At 59.3% G+C, this 19,492-nt stretch carries 21 protein-coding genes and 1 tRNA gene; 8 read left to right on the plus strand and 14 right to left on the minus strand.

The features are described 5' to 3' along the window. Position 1 precedes the first annotated feature (1 nt). The 6 genes from ACVVH8_RS15825 to ACVVH8_RS15850 all read right to left on the minus strand — a co-directional run bounded on the left by ACVVH8_RS15825 (position 2) and on the right by ACVVH8_RS15850 (position 7,414). Positions 2-1,801, minus strand: a complete 1,800-nt coding sequence (locus ACVVH8_RS15825) for a DUF2341 domain-containing protein (protein ID WP_475224703.1) — start codon at positions 1,799-1,801, stop codon at positions 2-4. A gap of 12 nt (positions 1,802-1,813) precedes the next feature. After that, complete coding sequence (locus ACVVH8_RS15830; RefSeq protein WP_315449152.1) at positions 1,814-3,412, minus strand: ShlB/FhaC/HecB family hemolysin secretion/activation protein; 1,599 nt, start codon at positions 3,410-3,412, stop codon at positions 1,814-1,816. Positions 3,413-3,471: 59 nt separating this feature from the next. Further along, the gene (locus ACVVH8_RS15835; protein WP_103302175.1) at positions 3,472-4,083 is read right to left on the minus strand and encodes a transposase; all 612 of its coding nucleotides are present in this window, start codon (positions 4,081-4,083) and stop codon (positions 3,472-3,474) included. 280 nt (positions 4,084-4,363) lie between these two features. Beyond that, positions 4,364-5,572, minus strand: coding sequence for a DSD1 family PLP-dependent enzyme (locus ACVVH8_RS15840; RefSeq protein WP_475231191.1), 1,209 nt, complete (start codon positions 5,570-5,572; stop codon positions 4,364-4,366). A gap of 74 nt (positions 5,573-5,646) precedes the next feature. After that, positions 5,647-6,975 carry a D-arabinono-1,4-lactone oxidase gene (locus ACVVH8_RS15845; protein WP_475231193.1) on the minus strand — a complete coding sequence of 443 codons (1,329 nt, stop codon included), beginning with the start codon at positions 6,973-6,975 and terminating at the stop codon, positions 5,647-5,649. Between the two features lie 76 nt (positions 6,976-7,051). Then, positions 7,052-7,414: a c-type cytochrome gene (locus tag ACVVH8_RS15850; protein WP_103302178.1), complete on the minus strand. Its 363-nt coding sequence runs from the start codon at positions 7,412-7,414 to the stop codon at positions 7,052-7,054. Between the two features lie 355 nt (positions 7,415-7,769). Between ACVVH8_RS15850 and ACVVH8_RS15855 the strand changes: the two genes are divergently transcribed. Both ACVVH8_RS15855 and ACVVH8_RS15860 read left to right on the plus strand, forming a co-directional pair. Further along, positions 7,770-9,395 (plus strand): NADP-dependent glyceraldehyde-3-phosphate dehydrogenase, encoded by a 1,626-nt coding sequence (locus ACVVH8_RS15855; RefSeq protein WP_103302179.1) that lies wholly within the window; start codon positions 7,770-7,772, stop codon positions 9,393-9,395. A gap of 46 nt (positions 9,396-9,441) precedes the next feature. Continuing rightward, positions 9,442-10,482: an FUSC family protein gene (locus ACVVH8_RS15860; RefSeq protein ID WP_475231195.1), complete on the plus strand. Its 1,041-nt coding sequence runs from the start codon at positions 9,442-9,444 to the stop codon at positions 10,480-10,482. A gap of 3 nt (positions 10,483-10,485) precedes the next feature. Here ACVVH8_RS15860 and ACVVH8_RS15865 read toward each other — a convergent pair whose 3' ends face one another. Continuing rightward, entirely contained in the window at positions 10,486-11,379 is an 894-nt protein-coding gene (locus ACVVH8_RS15865; RefSeq protein WP_475224706.1) for a DMT family transporter, read from the minus strand. 148 nt (positions 11,380-11,527) lie between these two features. Between ACVVH8_RS15865 and ACVVH8_RS15870 the strand changes: the two genes are divergently transcribed. Continuing rightward, entirely contained in the window at positions 11,528-11,965 is a 438-nt protein-coding gene (locus tag ACVVH8_RS15870; protein WP_103302181.1) for an Lrp/AsnC family transcriptional regulator, read from the plus strand. 57 nt (positions 11,966-12,022) lie between these two features. Next, positions 12,023-12,340 (plus strand): YceK/YidQ family lipoprotein, encoded by a 318-nt coding sequence (locus tag ACVVH8_RS15875; RefSeq protein WP_212808996.1) that lies wholly within the window; start codon positions 12,023-12,025, stop codon positions 12,338-12,340. Between the two features lie 81 nt (positions 12,341-12,421). Here the strand turns inward: ACVVH8_RS15875 and ACVVH8_RS15880 are convergent, their stop codons facing one another. Beyond that, complete coding sequence (locus ACVVH8_RS15880; RefSeq protein ID WP_008081508.1) at positions 12,422-13,093, minus strand: Bax inhibitor-1/YccA family protein; 672 nt, start codon at positions 13,091-13,093, stop codon at positions 12,422-12,424. A 122-nt stretch (positions 13,094-13,215) separates the two neighbouring features. Between ACVVH8_RS15880 and ACVVH8_RS15885 the strand changes: the two genes are divergently transcribed. Next, positions 13,216-13,303 (plus strand) — tRNA-Ser (locus ACVVH8_RS15885). 305 nt (positions 13,304-13,608) lie between these two features. Here the strand turns inward: ACVVH8_RS15885 and ACVVH8_RS15890 are convergent. Further along, positions 13,609-13,929: a hypothetical protein gene (locus ACVVH8_RS15890; protein WP_475224708.1), complete on the minus strand. Its 321-nt coding sequence runs from the start codon at positions 13,927-13,929 to the stop codon at positions 13,609-13,611. A 392-nt stretch (positions 13,930-14,321) separates the two neighbouring features. On the opposite strand from ACVVH8_RS15890, the gene ACVVH8_RS15895 reads away from it, so the two are divergent. Then, entirely contained in the window at positions 14,322-15,452 is a 1,131-nt protein-coding gene (locus tag ACVVH8_RS15895; protein ID WP_475224711.1) for an ATP-binding protein, read from the plus strand. A gap of 48 nt (positions 15,453-15,500) precedes the next feature. On the opposite strand, the gene ACVVH8_RS15900 is transcribed toward ACVVH8_RS15895, so the two are convergent. After that, complete coding sequence (locus tag ACVVH8_RS15900; RefSeq protein WP_475224714.1) at positions 15,501-15,719, minus strand: hypothetical protein; 219 nt, start codon at positions 15,717-15,719, stop codon at positions 15,501-15,503. 432 nt (positions 15,720-16,151) lie between these two features. Between ACVVH8_RS15900 and ACVVH8_RS15905 the strand changes: the two genes are divergently transcribed. Beyond that, positions 16,152-16,877: a hypothetical protein gene (locus tag ACVVH8_RS15905; RefSeq protein WP_475224716.1), complete on the plus strand. Its 726-nt coding sequence runs from the start codon at positions 16,152-16,154 to the stop codon at positions 16,875-16,877. Between the two features lie 23 nt (positions 16,878-16,900). After that, complete coding sequence (locus ACVVH8_RS15910; protein ID WP_475224718.1) at positions 16,901-17,581, plus strand: SOS response-associated peptidase family protein; 681 nt, start codon at positions 16,901-16,903, stop codon at positions 17,579-17,581. Here the strand turns inward: ACVVH8_RS15910 and ACVVH8_RS15915 are convergent, their stop codons facing one another. From ACVVH8_RS15915 to ACVVH8_RS15930, 4 genes are all read right to left on the minus strand, one after another. After that, positions 17,582-17,812, minus strand: coding sequence for a hypothetical protein (locus ACVVH8_RS15915; protein ID WP_475231197.1), 231 nt, complete (start codon positions 17,810-17,812; stop codon positions 17,582-17,584). Positions 17,813-17,994: 182 nt separating this feature from the next. Continuing rightward, positions 17,995-18,501 (minus strand): lysis system i-spanin subunit Rz, encoded by a 507-nt coding sequence (locus ACVVH8_RS15920; protein WP_475224720.1) that lies wholly within the window; start codon positions 18,499-18,501, stop codon positions 17,995-17,997. Then, positions 18,501-18,923 carry a cell wall hydrolase gene (locus tag ACVVH8_RS15925; protein WP_475224723.1) on the minus strand — a complete coding sequence of 141 codons (423 nt, stop codon included), beginning with the start codon at positions 18,921-18,923 and terminating at the stop codon, positions 18,501-18,503. Before ACVVH8_RS15925 ends, ACVVH8_RS15920 begins: the two co-directional genes overlap by 1 nt. Before the next feature lie 60 nt (positions 18,924-18,983). Next, complete coding sequence (locus ACVVH8_RS15930) at positions 18,984-19,343, minus strand: phage tail protein (protein WP_475231199.1); 360 nt, start codon at positions 19,341-19,343, stop codon at positions 18,984-18,986. Positions 19,344-19,492 lie beyond the last annotated feature (149 nt).

The raw sequence follows: 19,492 nt of genomic DNA on the forward strand, positions 1-19,492 counted from the left end.
CTCAGGCCGGTACGGAGTGGTTGGCGTGATGGCCGCGCTGATGCGATGCCTCACTGAACTGGCTCTCGCCGTGCATCTCGGCCAGACGGGTGATGAACTCGTCGACGAACACGCGCATGTCGGCGCTGACCTCCTTGTTGCGGGTGATCAGGCGGTTGTAGCCAAACAGCGCCGGGATCGCGACGAACAGGCCCATCGCTGTGGCGAGCAATGCCGCCGCCATACCCGGGGCGATCGCATTGATGTTGACGTCGCCGGCCATCGCCGTGCCGAGGAACACCACCATGATCCCCATGACGGTGCCGAGCAGACCGATGTACGGGCCGCCGGCGATGGCGTTGGACAGGGTCGAGAGTTTCGAACTGAGCTGCTGGTTTTCGCGGGTGCGCACGCCGTCCATCGAGCAGCGGATCGCTTCGATGGTTGCAGCGGAAACCGACGAGGTGTCGGCGCCCTGCTCGCGGCGGGTGCGGATCTCTTTGACCGCCACTTGATAGAGACGCCACAGCGGCGAATGCTGCAAACGCTGGGCGAGTTGCGTGTCGTCGGCAAACATCTCCAGACGCGTGCCGACCTTGGCAAATTGTACGCGGAAGTCTTCGTTGGCAGCGGTCACGCGGCTCAGGGTGCGGTTCTTGCGCAGCATGATGATCCACGACTGGAACATCATCAGCACCAGCACGGCGATGATCACCCAGGCATCGATTGGCACCGCGTTGAGCAGGAAGCCGAGGCTGCCGAAACCAAAACCGGATTGCTCTTCATCGACGCCGTAAGCGACCAGTTTCGATTCGGCGCCTTGCGAGTTGGCGTCGGCCAGTAGCAATGGTGCCGGACGCGCGACTTTCGACAGGCGTAGTTCGTCGATGGCGCCTACGAACGGCTGGAAGGCACTCGCTGAAAGATCAGCGCCGATGGCCATGACCGAGTTGAATGCCGGCATCGCCAACGCCAAGGTCGCACCTTCGCGGCCGTTGATGTACAGGGTGACTTTCGAGCCTTCAGCGGTCAGCGCGACGTGCTGCCATTGGCCCGGATTCAGCGCTTGGGTGGCGACCGCACGTTGGCCGTCGATCTCCACAAACGGTACGCCTTGGTTGGCACCGATCAGCAGACTGTTGGCGCCTTCACGACGGGCCAGAATCAGTTGCTCGCCACTGGCCTGATCCAGACGCAGCCAGGCACTAAAGGTGAACGCGCTGCCAGCGTTGTGCTGCAACGACGGACTGGCCGGCAGCAACAACGGCTGACCGTTGAACTGCAAGGCCCGCCCGACTACGCCGTCAATCGCCGCGCCAGTCGCGCTTTGCGCGGTGTTGCCGTAGGCGGTGGTGTCTTTGGCCGGAGTACCGGTGGCGCCATCGAAGTGATAGAGCGCGGTGTAATTAGGATCGAAGGTCAGTTGGCCGTTGCCCGTCGCCGGGGCCTTCTGATTGCCGTAATACATCCAGATGTCCTGGCGCTGGCCGCCCTCGACATTCGGCACGTCGACCCAGATCAACGCCATGCCCATCAGCGCATCGAAGCTTTCGATCTGGTGATTGAGCACAGTCTTGTCGTCAGCCGCGACGAAGCGCAGATCCGAACCGTCCTCTTTCACCCCGTCGAAGGTGAAGTTGCCGGTGTGCAGGCGCACCAGCAGCGCGGTGCGTCCCAGGGCCTGATTGATCGCCGCGCCCTGCGGCGTGGTGTCGACGGCAATCTGTTTGCGGTAATGCCAGTCGTCCTGCCACCAGGCCTGAGCCGTGGCCGGGAGCACGAAGCCCAGGCAGATCAACAACGAAAGAATGAGGCGCTGCATGAACGTGCTCCTTTAAAAAGTGGCTTGAAGGTTGAAGTGCAGGCGCGATTCCTGTTTCGAGGTGTTCGGCCCTTCGAGTAGCGGGTAGCCCCAGTCGAGGCTGCCGGACAGCCATTTGCTCAGGCTGGCGCGGGTGCCGAGGCCGACGCTGGCCAGGGCGTAATTGGCGTCCTGATCCGGCAGTTCATCGCGCAGGTAAAGTTGTGCGCCTTCGGCAAAGGCGTAGAAACGCCAGTCCTGCATCCACGTGCCGGCGTACTTGGCGAGTGATGGCGTGCGGACTTCCTGACTGAGCAGCAAGCCGTCATCACCGGTGCGTTCGGCCGCCAGATAGCCGCGTACCGAAGTGGCGCCGCCGGCAGAAAATTGTTCGTTGGAAACCAGTGGCCCGGACGCCAACTGGAACGCGGCTTTGCTCGCGCTCTGCCAGTCGCTGTCGAAGGTCCAGGTGTAATTGGTATCGCCCTTGAGCACGGCGAAACTCGGCTTGGCGCGATAGCGTTTGTAGTCGAAGTCTTCGTCGGAACTGCCGTAGCCGAAAATGCTCCGCGTGGCGGCGACCAGACTCAGGCCGAGGCCGAGCTGGCTCTTTTCGCTGTAGCGATAACCGTTGTAGGCGAAGGTGAACGGCGCGTATTGCAGTGGGACTTTGTCGCTTTCGCCGGACAGCGTCAGGCGTTCGTCGAAGTCCTTGAAGTCGATGCCGGCGGACAGCGAGTTCGACCAGTTGCCGCTGGAGGGCAGCGTGTAGATCGCCGACACGCCGTAGCTGTGACCCTTGCCGAGCACGTTGCTGCCGCCGATGGTGGCGACGTTGCTGTCGGACTGGTAACCGGAGAACTGCACGCTCCAGCGCTCGGTCAGCGGCGCGGTGTACGACCCCGACCAGACCTTGGCGTTGTCGGTTTCCTGTGGCGCCGTGAAGAACGTCAGGTTGACGCTATGGCCGAGTTGCCAAAGGTTGTTGTAGCCGAGGCTGGTGACGGTGCGCAGCTTTTCAGTGTCGGCGCTGTAATCGTTATTGAGGCCGACGCTGGCGGTCCACGGGTTCTGGTCTTCGACCTGCAAATCGACGTCCATGGTGCCCGGGCGCTGGCCTTCGCGAACCAGTGGCATGACCTGCCGGCCCGGGGTTTTGTTGAGCTGTGCCAGTTCGCCCTGAACCTTGGCGAAGTCCGGCACTTCGCCCTCCTTCAGCGCCGGGACATTGTCGCGGATGTCCAGGGGCGAATAGTGTTTGGCACCGACCACGCGGACCCGGCCGACCTTGGTTTCGCTGACTTGCAGATAGACGATGCCGTCGGCGACAGCTTGCTCCGGCAGCTCGACGAACACCGATTGATAGCCGCGCTCCTGATAAGCCTTCTGCAAGGCATCCCGCGCGCCTTCGATATCGTTCATGCCTTTCTGCGGGCCGAGAAACGGGTACACCGCTTCTTCAATCGCCCGCGCATCAAGCACGGTATTGCCACGCACGAAGTACTCGTTGACGTCGACCAGACGCTGCGGCGCTGCGTTTTCGACAGCCTCCTCGGCCAATGCCGGCTGCACGCCCGCCGTCACCAGCAGCCAGCCCCACAGCGCCAGCCGTGACTTGAAAATCGGTTCCACACTACCCCCTGAATTCGCGATGACCTGTTGGCGCCTCAGCGCCTTGTGTGTTGCCGCTGTCAATTGCTGACGTGCGGGGCGCAGGCGTGCTTGCCGAGCCAGGTGTGCAGCAGCGCGAAGTTCAACGAGAACTCGGGCATTTGCAGCAAGGCACCGCAGAACACTTCGCCAATGATTTTCTGAATGAGTTGCACCGCCTGCGGGTTGTTGAGCAACGTGGCGATGTCGCGACTGAGGACGTTGAAGCTCCAGACTTTCTGGTTCAGGCCGAGGCCGACGAACCAGCGGAACAGCAGGTTGTAATTGAGCTGTTCATACAGCTGCTGCTCGCTGGGCACCGAATACAGCAGTTGCAGCAGCAGGATGTGCATGACCGTTTGCGCGGGGATCAACATGCCGGGCTCGGCATTGAGGTCGTGCAAGAGTTCGCGATGGGTGTCGAGCAAATCGTCGATCTGTGGGCGCAACAGAACCAGCGAATGGCCCGGCGGAATGTAGCTGGACACTTCTTTCAAAGCGCCCTGCCAGTCATCCTGCGAAACAATCCAGACCCACGGCGCGCCGTAGCGATACACCGAAACCGGCTTCTTGCGCGCGGCTTCGACGATCTTCGACAAGCGTTGATCGAGTTCCTGCATGCCCACTTTCGAGTAGCGTTCCATAGTCCCCATTGCCTCACTCCCGGCGTCCCGCCTCGGCTTGTGAAAAGCGCCCCGTTGGGCCCCTCAAGCGCGTTACATAGGCATGACCGGACTGGCGATGTGCTACCGAACTTTTGTCATAAAAGCTTCATTACAGAATTGCTCGGGATTTAACAGACAACCCAAAACCCTGTGGGAGCTGGCTTGCCAGCGATAGCGGTCTGTCAGCGAAGTAAAGGGTTGCTGATGTGACGCCATCGCTGGCAAGCCAGCTCCCACAGGGGGACGTGGTGTTTGGACTATTGGGTTTTCAGGTGTAGACAGGCCAGTTGTCGACGATTTTTCCGCCGCGCACGGCCAGCAAATCACCGAACTGCAGAAGCACCGCTTCAGTCTGGGTCGGGCGCAGGAAGACTTGATCTTCGACCGTCAGGCCGACGGCATTCGAGCCGTTGACCATCTCCTGATTCGAGCTGCGGCCGTAGACACTGTTGCTTTGCAATCCGGACGGCGATTCGAACTCGGCCATCCAGTTGCCGCCGTAAATGAAAAAGGTCTGGCGCTGGTTCTGATCCCACCACGAGAACAGTTTCGACTTGTCATCCAGCGCCGGAATATTCACCGCGCCCGTGCTCTTCAACACCGGCGTGGCGATGTAGGTTGCCGGCACGTGCTCGACCAGCGACGGCAAGTCGTAGTGCGTCGGTTTGAGCATCGCCGTCCCCACCGACACTTCGCTGCTGAGATTTTCATTTTCGTGCATGCGGTAACTCGGGCTGCCGGCGGTGTTCAGGCACAAGCCGTCATGCCACAACTGCGGAAACTGCTGGCGAGTGAAATCCACGCAGCGCTGATAAATCACCATGACCTTGGCGAACAGCTCTTCTGGCGAACCCAGAATCCCCGGCACACCCATGCCCACGAACGGGTCGTAGCCCATGAACCCGGTGAATTCCAGATGCTGCGGGTTGGCGCTGATCAGCGTGAGCATCTGCCCCAGCACATTTACATCACTGACCCCGCCGCGATGCAGACCGACGTCCAGCTCGATGTTGATGCGCAGTCGCGTGCCCAAACCCTGAGCCAGCGCAAGGTACTGCTGCAAACGTTCAGGGCCGTCGAGCAGCCATTGCAGTTGCTTGCTCGGTTCGAATGAACCTTTGTGATTCTGATAGAACAATTCGGCCGAGCGCACCGGCAGTGGCTTGCCGAGCAGAATGTCCGACCGCGGGAACGCGACCGCATCGTGATTGAGAAACGGCTGATGAAACGACATCAGGCGCTGCGTCCCGGCACGCTGGCCGATGTAGTTCAACAGCCCCGGAGCCGGCAGGGATTTCTCCACCAGCCGCAGTTGCTTGCCGCCGCGCTTGACCGACTGCATGACCACATCGATGTTGTGATCGAGGCGATCCAGATCGATCAGCAACACCGGGCGCATCGGGCCTTTGTCCTTCAACTCTTGATTCAGCGCACGGAAATATTCGCTGTACGGCGCGCCCCGGTCGCCCGGACGCAACCAGGCGCCTACACCGATCAACAAAGCGCCGACACCCAGTGTGCCGAGCAGAAAATCACGTCGATTGACCGCCATCAGCTCACCCCCAGAATTGACGACAGATGCGCGTTGAGAAACCGGCCACTGGGGTCCAGCGCCTGGCGCACATCGATAAATTCGCGCCAGCGCGGGTACAGCGGTTGCAGGTTTTTCGCGTTGAGCGTGTGCAACTTGCCCCAATGCGGCCGGCCGTTGTACTTCCAGAAGATTGGCTCGACGGCGGCGAAGAAGTTGTGATGGTCCATCTGATAATGCTGGTGCACCGAGATTGAACAGCTGTCGCGACCGTCGAACATGCTCAACGGAATATCGTCGGCCTTGACGTAGCGGTACTCGATGGGAAACCAGGTGCGCAGGTCCTTGTCCTGAATCAACTTGAGAATTTCGCGCAGGCACGCCGGGCCGTGTTCGGCTGGCACGGAATATTCCATTTCGTTGAAGCGCACGGTGCGCACGTTGGCGTAGATGTCGAACGAGTCGCCGACGCGGTCATCGAAACTCGCCAGATGGCGCAAGCTGTTAAGCAGCGTACGGCGCAGGTCGGGGAAGTCGCTGCCGTACTTGTCGATCTTCTCGATCAGGGTGACGAACTCGTTGCCGCCCTCCTCTTCGGGCGGAATCGGTGGTGTGGCCGGGTCATCGGTTTCGTTGAGGGCGATGGACAAGGCGTAATCGGAATGGGTGACGACGAGCATTTCCCAGTGCTGGTTTTCACGGGTGTTCTTGTCGAGGTCTTCCAGCAGCTCTTCGGTCTTGGCGATCCACTGGCGTTCGCGCAGGCGATAGGCCGGGCGGTTTTGCAGGCGGATTTTTGTCGCCACGCCGAGGGCACCAAGGGACACGCGCGCAGCGTTGAACACTTCGGGATGGCGCTGGCTGTCGCAGTCGAGCACCTCGCCGCTGGCGGTCACCAATTGCATGCCGCAGACGTGAGCGGAATAGGACTGGAAGTTTTTCCCGGTGCCATGGGTCGAGGTCGAGATCGCCCCGGCAAGCGTCTGGTAATCGATGTCGGCCATGTTCTGCAGGGCCTGGCCGATGTCTTTCAGTGGCGCGCCCATACGTGACATCGGCGTGCCGGCGGCGAATTCGGCTTGCAGGGTTTTCGCATCGTGATCGAGCAGACCGTTGAAATAGCTCAGCGACAACAGTGTGCCGTCGGTAGGCACCAGTGCGCTGAAGGAATGCGCCGAACCGACCGGACGGATCTTGCCTTGCGCCTGCCTGATGACGGTCGTCAGCTCATCGAGGCTCTTTGGCGCCAGTCGCGCTGCCGGCAGACAACTCTGCCCGCCCGACCAGTTGCGCCACGGAATCAAGCGAGGCGCGCGCAGCAATTGGCCCAATGCCGGGGTGCTGGCCAACGCGCTGAACGCGCCGACGATACTTGCCCGTTGCAACAACTGACGCCGTGTCAGATCCATGGTCATGCGCGCACCCTTATTGTGGGAGAGGCTGGTCGGCCATGAAGCCGATCAATTGCAGAAATTGCTCTTCCGAGCACTCGACGCACTGGCCCATCGGCGGCATGCCGTTGTAGCCGTTGATCGCATGGTCGAGCAGCGTGTCGGCGCCCTGCTGGATACGCGGCTCCCAGGCCTGGCGATCACCGGTGAGCGGAGCGTTGGCGGCAGGGTTGGCGTGGCAGAGCTGGCAGCTGTTGGCGTAGATCTGTGCCAGTGCCGGGTCTTTGGGAATGGCGTTGCCGGCGATGCTGGAAGTGGTCGTCGGTCTGGCGTCATCGCCGCAGCCAGGCAACGCCATGGCCAACGCCAGCAGTACAGTGAGTTGGATTGCCCGCATAACGGCCTCGCTTATTGTTGTGATCACACCTTAAGACAGCGGCAGACAACGGTTGAGGGCATTGCGGGACAGCGAGGGGGGCAAACGGGGCCAGCCCTCTCCCCCGATGATGAAGATCGTTCCCACGCTCCGCGTGGGAATGCAGCCCGGGACGCTCTGCGTCCCATTGGAACGCGGAGCGTCCCTTGAGGCGTTCCCACACGGAGCGTGGGAACGATCTCCAAGCCAGCCCGCTCTGTTGTGCGCCTTTGCGTGACATTCGGGTGACATTTGCGGGTTTAAATTTCGGCGCATTCAGGCGTATAACCTGTAGAGACTTTTGATCTGCACGCAGACATCAACACGGGGTAGCGACATGACCACAGCAAACATCCTTGGCAACCTGTTCCCTTCTGTCAGCGACATCCCGGAAAAATACCGCCTCGACGCTCAGGTCGAGCAACGCGAATATCTGGTCGACGGCCAGTTGCGCCGCTGGGACGGCCCGCTCGCCACCGTGCGCAGCCCGGTCTATCTAAAAGGTGAGAATGGCGACGAACAAGTCATCCTCGGCAGCACGCCGCTGCTCGATGCCGACACCGCCCTCACCGCCCTCGACGCCGCCGTGCGTGCCTACGACCGTGGTCAGGGCCTGTGGCCGACCATGCGCGTGGCCGAACGTATCCAGCATGTCGAAGCCTTCCTCGGCCGCATGCGCCAGCAACGCGATGCTGTGGTGAAGTTGTTGATGTGGGAAATCGGCAAGAACCTCAAGGACTCGGAAAAAGAGTTCGATCGCACCTGCGACTACATCGTCGACACCATCAATGCGCTTAAAGAACTCGACCGCCGCTCCAGCCGTTTCGAGCTGGAGCAGGACACGCTCGGGCAGATCCGCCGCGTGCCGCTCGGCGTCGCGCTGTGCATGGGGCCTTACAACTATCCGCTGAACGAAACCTTCACCACGCTGATCCCGGCGTTGATCATGGGCAACACCGTGGTGTTCAAACCGGCCAAGCTCGGCGTGCTGCTGATTCGTCCGCTGCTGGAAGCGTTCCGCGACAGCTTCCCGACCGGGGTGATCAACGTGATCTACGGCAGCGGCCGCGAAACCGTCAGCGCGCTGATGGCCAGTGGCAAGATCGACATCTTCGCCTTCATCGGCACCAACAAAGCCGCCAGCGACCTGAAAAAGCTGCACCCGAAACCGCACCGCTTGCGTGCCGCGCTGGGTCTCGATGCGAAGAACCCCGGCATCGTCTTGCCGGAAGTCGATCTCGACAACGCCGTCAGCGAAGCGGTTACCGGCTCGCTGTCGTTCAACGGCCAGCGCTGCACCGCGCTGAAAATTCTCTTTGTGCATGAAGATGTGGTCGACAGTTTCATCGAGAAATTCAACGCGAAACTGGCCACCCTGAAACCGGGCATGCCGTGGGACAGCGGTGTGTCGCTGACGCCGCTGCCGGAGTCAGGCAAAGTCGATTATCTGCACGGCCTGGTGGCGGATGCGCGCAGCAAGGGCGCTGAAGTGGTCAACCCGAATGGCGGCGAATCCCGCGAGTCGTTCTTCTACCCGGCGGTGCTGTACCCGGTGAACCCGCAGATGCGCGTGTACCAGGAAGAACAGTTCGGGCCGGTGGTGCCGATCGTGCCGTACCGTCACCTCGATACGGTGATCGACTACGTGCTGGAGTCGGATTTCGGCCAGCAGTTGAGCATCTTCGGCACCAACCCGGTGGCGGTCGGCCGGCTGGTCGACACCTTTGCCAACCAGGTCGGGCGGATCAACCTCAACGCGCAGTGCCAGCGTGGCCCGGATACCTATCCGTTCAACGGCCGCAAGAACTCCGCCGAAGGCACACTGTCGGTACACGATGCGCTACGCGTGTTCTCGATCCGCACGCTGGTGGCAACCAAGTTCCAGGACAGCAACAAGGACCTGATCAGCGAGATCATTCGCGGACGTGATTCGAGCTTTCTGACCACCGACTACATTTTCTGACGAGGGCCTTGCACTGAGTACGTTCAGCACCCACCGACTGCCACCGCTGTTGCGCCGAATCCTGCGTCCGCTGCTGGACCCGTACCGGCGCTACCGACACGCCCGATTGATCCACGCGGTGCGTGTGGCATTGGGGTTGCTGGCGACGATTCTGCTGACCACCGGCATCAACCTGCCCCACGGTGAATGGGCATCGGTGACCATGCTGGTGGTGATCGGCGGTTTGCAGCACCACGGCAACATCGGCAAGAAAGCCGCCGAACGCGCCACCGGCACCTTGATCGGCGCCGGTGTCGGTTTGCTGCTGGTGGCGCAGCAGGCGTGGCTGGGCATGCCGTGGCTCACCTACTTCGCCATGGCCGTGGTTTGCGGCTTTTTCTCCTATCACGCGATTGGCAAGGGCGGTTATACCGCCCTGCTCTCGGCGATCACCGTGTTTATTGTCGCCGGGCATGGCGACAACCCGATCACCGATGGCTTGTGGCGTGGAGTCGATATTCTGATCGGCATTGCCCTCGCCCTGGCTTTCTCTTTCGCCCTGCCGCTGTACGCGGTGTACTCGTGGCGCTACAACCTGGCAGATGCCTTGCGCGATTGCGCCACGGTGTACGGACGCATCATCAACGGTCAGCCGGTCAGTGCTGACGAGCATCTGAAACTGATGAGCCGCCTGAGCGCAGTGATGGTGCAATTGCGTTCGCTGATGCCGTCGGTGTCCAAGGAAGTAAAGATTTCCATGACCGAACTCGATGCGATCCAGCGCAACCTGCGCATGTGCATCAGCACCCTGGAAATCCTCGGCAACACCCGCCCCGATGCCAACGACCCCCAGGCCATGACCCATCTGCAATCAGCGTTGAAGGCTGAGCACAGAGTCATTCGCGTGCAACTGATCGGCATGGCGCGCGCGTTGAAATCCGGCGCGACGCAACGCCTGGAGCGGCCGCTGGAATTGCCGGACGCCAGTCTCGATGCGCCGGTCTACAGCGCCCTCGATGGCTATCGATTGTTGACCCGGCAACTGGCGGCGAACATTGCAGAAATGCGCCAGCGCTTGGCGAAAAGCGCGCCGCGCTGGAATATCTGAGGGTTACTGCGCAGCCAGTCGCCGAGCCTTGAAGCCCCAGCCTTGTTGCATGCCGGCAGCGGACAGCAATATTGCCGCCACACCCACCCATTGCAGGGTTTCCAGGCGATGGCCGAACGCGAACCAGTCAACGAAGATCGCGGCAATCGGGTAGATGAATGACAGTGCGCCGGTCAGAGCGGTCGGCAATTTCTGAATCGCACCGTACAACAGCACGTACATCAGGCCGGTGTGCACAATGCCCAACGTGATCAGACTGGCCCACGCGCTCGGTGCCTGCGGCATTGCGGAAAAGTGTGCGAACGGTGCGAGCAACAGCACTCCAGTGCACACTTGAATCAGTGCAATCAAGTGCGGTGGCGTGCCGGTCAGACGCTTGATGATCAATGCTGCAATCGCGTAAAGGAACGCCGCACCCAGCGCCAGTGCGATGCCCACCAGATAGTCGCTACCGCCCTCGCCTTGCTGGCCATGGGCACTGACGATCGCCAGCATCCCCATGAAGGAAATCGCCAGCCAGAACATTTTCTGCAGGGTGATTTTTTCGCCGAGAAACAGCGCCGCCAAACCGACCAGCATGAAAGGCTGCACGTTGTACACCGCCGTACCAATGGCAATGGAAGCCCGGGAATACGAGGCGAACAACAGTACCCAGTTGCCGACAATCGCCACGCCGCTGAGCACGGCGAGCAGGAGTGTCGTGCGGGTCAGAATGGCCGGCCGCAGAAAGCCGAATGCTGCGCAGATCAACAGCAAGGTGCCAGCGCCGAACACACAGCGCCAGAACACCACGTCCAGCACCGGTTGCCCGGAAACCAGCACGAACCAGCCGATCGTCCCGGATATCAGCATCGCAACGGTCATTTCAAATGAGCCGCGACGGAGTTTTTTGTCCATCATCAATCTCCTCTGCATTTGTCGAAAGCATGGCAAAAGTATGCCAAGCCAACGCAGGAGCGCTCCAGCGTAAAAAGCAGGCTAAACTGGCTTTCTGCCTTTTTTATCGAGGGTGATTTTCATCAATCGCCTAATACGGGAACTCGCCATGACCGATGACATCGACCAGGTTCTAATCAGTGCCTTGATGGAGGATTCGCGACGTTCGCTCAAGGCACTGGCACAGATCAGTGGTCTGTCTTCGCCCAGCGTGGCCGAGCGTTTGCGTAGGTTGGAAGAGCGCGGCGTGCTCAAGGGCTACACCGTCGAGATCGACCCCAAATGCTTTGGTTATCAATTGCAGGCGATCGTGCGGGTACGGCCGTTGCCGGGGCAGTTGCAGGAGGTTGAGCGGCAGATTCTGTCGATCCCGGAATTCACCGAGTGCGACAAGGTCACCGGCGAGGACTGCTTTATCGCCCGTCTGCACGTGCGCTCGATGGAGCAGCTGGACACCCTGCTAGACCGTCTCAATACGCTGGCCGAGACCAACACGGCGATCGTCAAGAAAACTCCGGTCAAGCGCCGTTTGCCGCCGATGGCTTAAGTGCTTTTTCCTGACGTTCGGCGTAAATTGAGGGTTTTCCGGCGAAGGATTGGCGGTATGAAAGTTCTGGCAATGATGCTGATGGCGGCGATGCTGGGCGGATGCGGGACGGTGCAGACCGTCGCGCGTAGCGATCAGGTGGCCGTGGACGATTTAAAGCGGAGCAAATCCTATTGCGGGGCGGTCCCTCGGATCTACAGCGGTGTGATGTACGATTTTTGTACGCTGCATGCGCCGATAGGCGAAGGTAACGCTTACAACGCGGCACTTCCGGGCTGGGCGATTGATGCCGTGGCCTCGGGGGTACTCGACACGTTGCTGTTGCCTTACACGATCTACAAGCAACAGGCCGATGGCAGCATCGTGATCAACTGATCAAAAGCCTCCGCATGTGGCTTTTCTGCAGGCAACAAAAAACCCGCCGAAGCGGGTTTTTTGTTGAAACGCAGACCTGAATCAGTCGTCGCGGCTCATGATGCCGAAGATCTGCAACAAGCTGATGAACAGGTTGTAGATCGATACATACAGGCTGATGGTCGCCATGATGTAGTTCCGCTCGCCGCCATGAATGATGGCGCTGGTCTGGAACAGAATGCAGACCGACGAGAACAGCACGAAACCTGCGCTGATCGCCAGTTGCAGACCGCTGATCTGGAAGAAGAAGCTTGCCAGCGTTGCACCCAGCAGGACGAAGAAACCGGCGGTGATGAAACCACCGAGGAAACTCATGTCCTTGCGGGTGATCAGCACGTAAGCCGACAGACCACCAAACACCAGTGCAGTCATCGCGAATGCGGAGCTGACCACTTCAGCGCCGCCCTGCATGCCCAGATAACGATTGAGAATCGGGCCGAGCAGGAAACCCATGAAACCGGTCAACGCAAACGCGGACACCAGGCCCCACGCGGAATCACGGAGTTTGTTGGTGAGGAAGAACAGCCCGTAGAAGCCGATCAGCACCACGAAAATATTCGGGTAGCCAACGCGCATCTGCTGAGCCACGAAAGCCATCACACCACTGAATGCGAGGGTGAGAGCGAGTAGACCATAAGTGTTGCGCAGGACGCGGCTAACCTCTAGCTGCTCAGCCTGCACGCTGTTATTAACTGCGTAATCCTGTTCGCGCATGGCGACACTCCTGTTGGTTTGAAACGTTCAGTCGCAAAGATCATAACAGACGCTCTGTAACAAGCTATGCAGAGAGTTTGACAGTGTGTTTCATTCAGGTATTATGGCGCCCGCAACGCAACGGAGGTGTGGCCGAGTGGTTTAAGGCAACGGTCTTGAAAACCGTCGACTGTAACAGGTCCATGAGTTCGAATCCCATCGCCTCCGCCATCTTATGTACGACAAAGCCCTGATTATTCAGGGCTTTGTCGTTTCTGGCTGTTGAGATTTTCGCTGAGCTCACGGAAGCGTTACAAAACTTTTTGATACGCGTTACAAAACTTTCTGGCTTATCTCCCTTCTCTGGCGTCCTGCCAAACGTAAAACACTCTTCATGTAACACGGTGCTACGGCGCGATCACTGAAGCGCCACAGCTCGTCAGCACTGGCCGCCTGGCTAGTACGTGCGAGAAGTTTCAACGTCTGCACCTTTATCGCCGGGGGTAGGTCCAGGGGCGCCAATGCATCAGCCATGCTCACTCCCACTTCCAACCGCTGGCCGATGGCTCCGGCGCCAGCTCGAAGTGCCCGTCATGAATCATCAACCAGCCGCCGCTAGGTTCGTTACTGCCGTCGATGATCTGCCCTTGCAGCGTGCGTCCGTCGAGCAACCTGAGCCGCAACAGATTCGCTGCCTTGGGCCCGTGCAGGTATTGCTGCAGTCCGATGCGCACACGTCCGGTCCCTGCAACGCTCAAGCGCACCGGACACGCGAACGTGGTCCGCTCAATGGGCACCTGCCCCAGATAACGGGCGATCACCACCACGGTGGCCAAGCCCTCATAAATATCAGACATGCATGGTGTTCCTGTTCGAATCAGTCGCGGGAGATATCAGCCAGAAGGTCAAGGGATGGTAGACCAGTCGAGGGGGGACTGGTTTCCACAGTGCGAAAAAAGGCCCCCACACCGGGGTCGGGTGTGGGGGCCGATTGAACATAGGTTGGAATTATGTCTACCGGTGGTCAAAAGCCGCAATTGGGCAAAAAAATGCTTTTTTCTCCAGACAGTAATGTGGACACCTGTAAACGCGCCCATCGTGAATCATTGGGCATTGTCATTTACAGCTGTATTCTCGAACGGGAACGACGCCTGTGGTCCAAGATCATGAAGTTGGCCGCTTAGCTGTTGAACTGATCTACTCATGATCTGACTAAAGCATAGTGCCAATTTCCCACTCAGGAGTATCGATGCGTCTTTCCTCTTTCATCCTTGCCAATCTGGAGCCCATCGTTCAGGAGTGGGAAGATTTCGCCCGCACCATGAGCGTTCCTGGAGAGCCACTGGACGTTAAGGCGTTACGCAACGATTCCAGGGAGATGCTCCACGCCATTGCAGAAGACCTTTCGTCCGCACAATCTTTTGAAGAGCAGGTCGAAAAGTCGCAGGGACTACAGGTGTCAGACGACGCCTCAGCGGCGAAAACACACGCCGTTGCGCGGCTGGCGTCAGGTTTCTCAATTGATCAGTTAGTATCGGAATTTCGCGCGCTGCGTGCCAGCGTCATCAAGCTTTGGTTGCGCCAAGAGAGCCAAGTTACCGCGAGACAGCTCGAGGACATGATCCGCTTCAATGAAGCTATCGATCAGGCGCTCACCGAATCTATTACCTCCTATACTAAGGCCGTTCAAACCTCGCGAGATATTTTTCTAGGCACCCTCGGCCACGACCTTCGCACGCCTCTGAGTGCCATATTGTTGGGCGCCGATGTCCTGCTGCGTTCAGATGAACTGCCCCCTAAGGCAGCTAAGACCGCTGCAAAAATTTATTCCAGTGTGAAGCGCGCAACCAAGATTGCCGGAGATCTGCTCGATTTTACTCGCTCTCATCTCGGCCCTGGTATACCACTAAATAGGCAGGCGATAGATGTTCAGCCGATCTGCGCCAAGATCGTTGAAGAGGCCAGAACCATCTATGCCGACGCCGCGATTCAGTATTCGAACTGCGGAAAGCTCAACGGCTTTTTCGACGGTGATCGGTTGGAACAGGTCTTTTCCAATCTCATTACCAACGCGATCAAACACGGCAGTAACACTGAGCCGGTGTACGTGACATTGGTCCTTGACGAAGATGCACTTCACTTTCGCGTTCACAATGCAGGCGACGCTATTCCTGCAGCCTTGCTTGCGAATATTTTCAATCCGATGGCCCGCTTTCCAAGTCAGGAGGCCAAAGACCATAGCCCGCATGCTGGCGTCGGCTTGGGTCTATTCATCGCCTCACAGATTGTTGACGCTCATGGCGGGCAGATACTGGTGAGTTCGTCCGAAGAGGCGGGCACAGAGTTTCTGGTAGCAATCCCTTTGCACGCGGCTAATTAATAAGTCCCTACGACTCAGCCAATACGGTCGAGATTATTTGACTATTCCTTAAAGCTGCCGAAGTCGCGTAATCGCATCTGTAATTGCTTTTGCATTTGTGTCCAATGCTTCCATGGCCACGAATGCATTATTTGCAACATCCTCTACGCCACTCTGTGAAAGCCATCTAGTGACCTCTTCTATCGCTGCTGCCAAAGCATGCTGGTTGTGCAGGAGCAACGTCAGAGCATCCGCCGTGACGATGTTTGAATCTCTTGTATCGGGCATGTTTCACATCCTTGAGGAGTACCTGCGAAACTCTAGTACATCGGAACCGCACAGACCGACTTGGGCGCCCATCAAGGACCGCCTTTTTTGCACCGCAACAGTGCGCCAGTCCCATCTCAGTCCCATATGGCCTATTTTCAAACGCCAAAAATCACAACCCCCCCCGATTTTCTCTAGGTAAATCAGTGGTTTGCGTATGCTGAATGTGGCGGTGAAGGAGAGATTCGAACTCTCGAATCGCAAATATGGGCGACGAAAAATGCTGACCAGTTGGTGACGTCAAGGCGGCCCGATGCCCCGGCGAAGTTTAGCGAAACCGAACGATTCAGCAGAAAGCTGCCTCCTCCCTACAGTTCGTCGCCCCATCCTCGCCTCCTCGCCGCGCCTCGATTACTGTACATACATACAGCTTTGTACAGCGAACCACGCAGCATGAATTTCGACCAAGCGAAAACCCTCCGGCTTAAGCAATGGCGCGCCACACTCGACGATCAGGACTTCCGCATGCAAAACCCTGAAGGCCACCGGGAAACACTCCATGAAATGGCTGCGGCGCTGCATGCGGAGGGGCTGGCCGATAAGCTTGAGCAGTTCGACATGAACGAGATGGCGGATGCAGCCTACTGGCACGCCGTCGAGGAGTTGCAGAACTCGCCGGGCCAGTACCGCGGAGCGTCGACCTATGACGTCGTGCGGATCGACAACGGAGAGCTGTTGGGCACGATCAGCCGCTCAATCTTCGACTTCGCAACGACCGCGCCGCACGGCGCGTCGTCTTCTTATGACGGCAAGGTTTACTCGGGCCCAGAGGGGATACACCTGAATCTAGGGCTTTCCCGTAATGTCGGCACGATCACGGGGCTGATTTTGGAAATGCACGGGCGGCGATACCAATTGATCGAGACGCAGCGGATGATCCGCGGCATTTGCCACAACCCCATCGACGACCCGGATACTTATCGAGCGCTGGTTGATGCGGCTCAGATTGCCCAGGAGGACCGGGATCTCCGCGTCATTGAAAAGGTGCGACCTCACATCGAGTCAGCCGCCTTCTGCATCTGCCCTGCCTGCCTCGATCGCTTTGGTACGCGTGACGACTGTCCGACCTGCACCGGAAAAGGTTTTGTGACGAAGCTGGCGCCGGCGGGTCTACGCTGAAGGAACCATGCGAGGAACGGGCAATGTGCGGACGACTCTCCCAGTACAGCGGCATTCACGATTTCGTGGCCGCGCTCAGCATGCCGAACGCGCTGGTCAATTCGACCGGCGAGCAACCTTTCGAGCGGTACAACGCCGCACCGACCGCTCAACTCGCCCTCTTCCACCAGGAAGGCCAGTTCCTGCACGCCGACATGGTTCGTTGGGGGTGGCGACCGCACTGGGCCAAGGATCGCGCTGCGCCGATCAATGCCAGGGTAGAGAAAGTTGCCCATGGCCCATTCTTCCGTGCGATCTGGCCACACAGAGCGATCATCGCAATCAACAACTGGTTTGAATGGGTCGACGAAGGCGGGCAAAAAAAGCAGCCCTATCTCATCAGGCACCGGGACCAATCGCCAATCCTCTGCGCCGCGATCGGCCAGTACCCAAATGAAGAGCATGGCCCCGGCGAGCATGATGGCTCCGTGATTATCACGGCCGACAGCGCCGGTGGAATGGTCGACATCCACGACCGGCGGCCGGTGGCATTGTCACCGGAGCTGGCTCGGGAATGGTTGGACCCGGCAACGCCGAAAGAGCGCGCCGAAGAAAGTGTTCTGCACCAGGGTGAGCTTACAGAGGTTTTCGAGTGGTTCAAGGTTGACCGGGCCGTGGGGAATGTTAGGAACCAAGGCCCGGACCTCATCAAGCCGGTCGATTGATCAGGTCCGCGTCAGCGTTTTCAGGCGTTCCACCAACGCGGCTTCAAAAATAATGTACAGATTTTCAGCATCGCCAGTGCGCAAAGCGCCGCCGGTTTCCAGTCCAAGCACGAAGCCATCCGCCCGTGCTCCTGCCTTCACAGCGATAATCATCGAATCAGCCCGGACAATCTGCGCCAGAAGCCGATCCGCTTCTCGCTTCATCCTCTCGCTCAGCACCACGCCTTCCACGTCAGCCACCTATTACCCTCACTACGACATCCAATAAATGACAGAAAGAACGACCGAAACCCAGACAATCGTCATCACAATTGAGTAGCCTGCCAGTTGCTTGTCCACATGATCCGCTTCATCCAGTTTGAATGTGAATGATGGTTCAGGACTGATGGCACCGCAAGAATGGCTCTGAGCCATCACTGCACCAGGTTCCGCACATACGCCTGGCACGCCTGCAGAGCGATCAGTCCCCGGTCACCGTTATCGGTGATGGCGATAATTCGTTGAGCATGCGCCGGGTCAAGTCGGGCTCGTACGGCTGCATGATCCACGCCGCCGGCGCCGGGGGTGGCTGGCACCCCACAGCCATTGGCAACGTCGGTTGCGTCGAGGAGAACTGACAACCGCACATCAGCAGTGGCAAGGCGATCGCGCAGGCGATCCTGATCACGTTGGGCATCACTCATTTTCCTGAAGTGGGTTTGCTCACTGGACGCCAGCCGCTGCTCGAGCGCCAGACGCTTGTCCTGCTCTACCTGCTGCGCGGTGGCGGCGGCCTGGGTCAGTTGATTCATGGCGTCGGCGTGCAGTCGCGCCTGCTCGGCAAGCTGCCTGCCGTAGCGCCAATCCTGAAACTGCCAGGCGCTGCCGGCGCCGATCAGCACCAGCGCCAGTATTCCGGCCAATTTCCAAGGCACGACCATCACGGGACATCCCTGAAGAAGACGTGCCCGCCAAGCTTCAGGGTCTGTTTCGCCTTCGCCGCCCAGGCCGGCGCCTTGATGCTGGTCGCGTAGTAGTGCGTCGCTCCGCCGGTGGGATCGGGTACCTTGCCGTCGATCACTTGGTCAGCAGCGATCCGACATTGCGCCAGTTCGCGGAATGGGATCTGCTTCACGCCGATCAGGAACTGATAGTTCGGGTCGGCCTTGTTCCAGCAGCTGAACTGGTATGGCTTCTGGCACACGCCGGCGTATCCCTCGCCCCACCAAGAATTGGTCTTGCCGTCATTCACGCGATTGCTGATCGTCCAGGCCACGGCGACCTGACCGGCCGTACCTTCGCCGCGCGCCTCACCCCATAGCGTGCGGGCGAGAATGTCGCGGTCTTTTTCGGTTGCAGTCATCACTTTTCTCCAGGCAAAAAAATACCCGCTCGATGGCGGGTTGTTCTCGTTCAGTCGGCGTCAGACCGCTGCTTCGGCCGCCAGCGTTGGAGCGGCAATGATTTCGGGCGTAGCAGGCTCGACTGGCCACGCCGGGGACTCAAACCAGCCCTCTTTGGTGGTGACCTTTCCCAGTGCGTACTTGTAGGCTTTCCACGCTTTCAGGCTGAGCGTCAGTGTGGCGTGCTCCGCCTTGTCTTCCGGAGTGGCCTCCCCAGCCTCCATGCCGTACCCCAGAGTGGCGACTCGATCAGCGATCCGATCAATCTGCACGACGGCGGAAGAGTTGCGGGTGGCAAGCTCCGCCCTTGCAGCGGCCAAGCGCGCGGCAGCGGCTTGCGCGTCCTTCTGGGCAAGGGTTATCAATTTTCCCCAATCGATAACGCCTTCCCGCGCAGGCCAGGGTACTTGCGCAGATGGCGGCTCATCGCTCGGGAGCGGCTCAGGCAAGACCACGGGCCCGTCGGCAACATTCACGAGCGGCACGGGAAAAGCCTGAGCTTGGCTGTAGTTCTGTGGAAGAGGAAGAA

This window comes from Pseudomonas trutticola BRTCR10 (assembly GCF_056155105.1).

What these genes read in the sequence shown, in the direction of transcription:
- ACVVH8_RS15825 (WP_475224703.1), bottom strand. Translation starts at nt 1,801, where the DNA reads ATGCAGCGCCTCATTCTTTCGTTGTTGATCTGCCTGGGCTTCGTGCTC.
- ACVVH8_RS15835 (WP_103302175.1), bottom strand. Translation starts at nt 4,083, where the DNA reads ATGGGGACTATGGAACGCTACTCGAAAGTGGGCATGCAGGAACTCGAT.
- ACVVH8_RS15850 (WP_103302178.1), bottom strand. Translation starts at nt 7,414, where the DNA reads ATGCGGGCAATCCAACTCACTGTACTGCTGGCGTTGGCCATGGCGTTG.
- ACVVH8_RS15855 (WP_103302179.1), top strand. Translation starts at nt 7,770, where the DNA reads ATGACCACAGCAAACATCCTTGGCAACCTGTTCCCTTCTGTCAGCGAC.
- ACVVH8_RS15865 (WP_475224706.1), bottom strand. Translation starts at nt 11,379, where the DNA reads ATGGACAAAAAACTCCGTCGCGGCTCATTTGAAATGACCGTTGCGATG.
- ACVVH8_RS15870 (WP_103302181.1), top strand. Translation starts at nt 11,528, where the DNA reads ATGACCGATGACATCGACCAGGTTCTAATCAGTGCCTTGATGGAGGAT.
- ACVVH8_RS15875 (WP_212808996.1), top strand. Translation starts at nt 12,023, where the DNA reads ATGAAAGTTCTGGCAATGATGCTGATGGCGGCGATGCTGGGCGGATGC.
- ACVVH8_RS15880 (WP_008081508.1), bottom strand. Translation starts at nt 13,093, where the DNA reads ATGCGCGAACAGGATTACGCAGTTAATAACAGCGTGCAGGCTGAGCAG.
- ACVVH8_RS15890 (WP_475224708.1), bottom strand. Translation starts at nt 13,929, where the DNA reads ATGTCTGATATTTATGAGGGCTTGGCCACCGTGGTGGTGATCGCCCGT.
- ACVVH8_RS15895 (WP_475224711.1), top strand. Translation starts at nt 14,322, where the DNA reads ATGCGTCTTTCCTCTTTCATCCTTGCCAATCTGGAGCCCATCGTTCAG.
- ACVVH8_RS15900 (WP_475224714.1), bottom strand. Translation starts at nt 15,719, where the DNA reads ATGCCCGATACAAGAGATTCAAACATCGTCACGGCGGATGCTCTGACG.
- ACVVH8_RS15905 (WP_475224716.1), top strand. Translation starts at nt 16,152, where the DNA reads ATGAATTTCGACCAAGCGAAAACCCTCCGGCTTAAGCAATGGCGCGCC.
- ACVVH8_RS15910 (WP_475224718.1), top strand. Translation starts at nt 16,901, where the DNA reads ATGTGCGGACGACTCTCCCAGTACAGCGGCATTCACGATTTCGTGGCC.
- ACVVH8_RS15920 (WP_475224720.1), bottom strand. Translation starts at nt 18,501, where the DNA reads ATGGTCGTGCCTTGGAAATTGGCCGGAATACTGGCGCTGGTGCTGATC.
- ACVVH8_RS15925 (WP_475224723.1), bottom strand. Translation starts at nt 18,923, where the DNA reads ATGACTGCAACCGAAAAAGACCGCGACATTCTCGCCCGCACGCTATGG.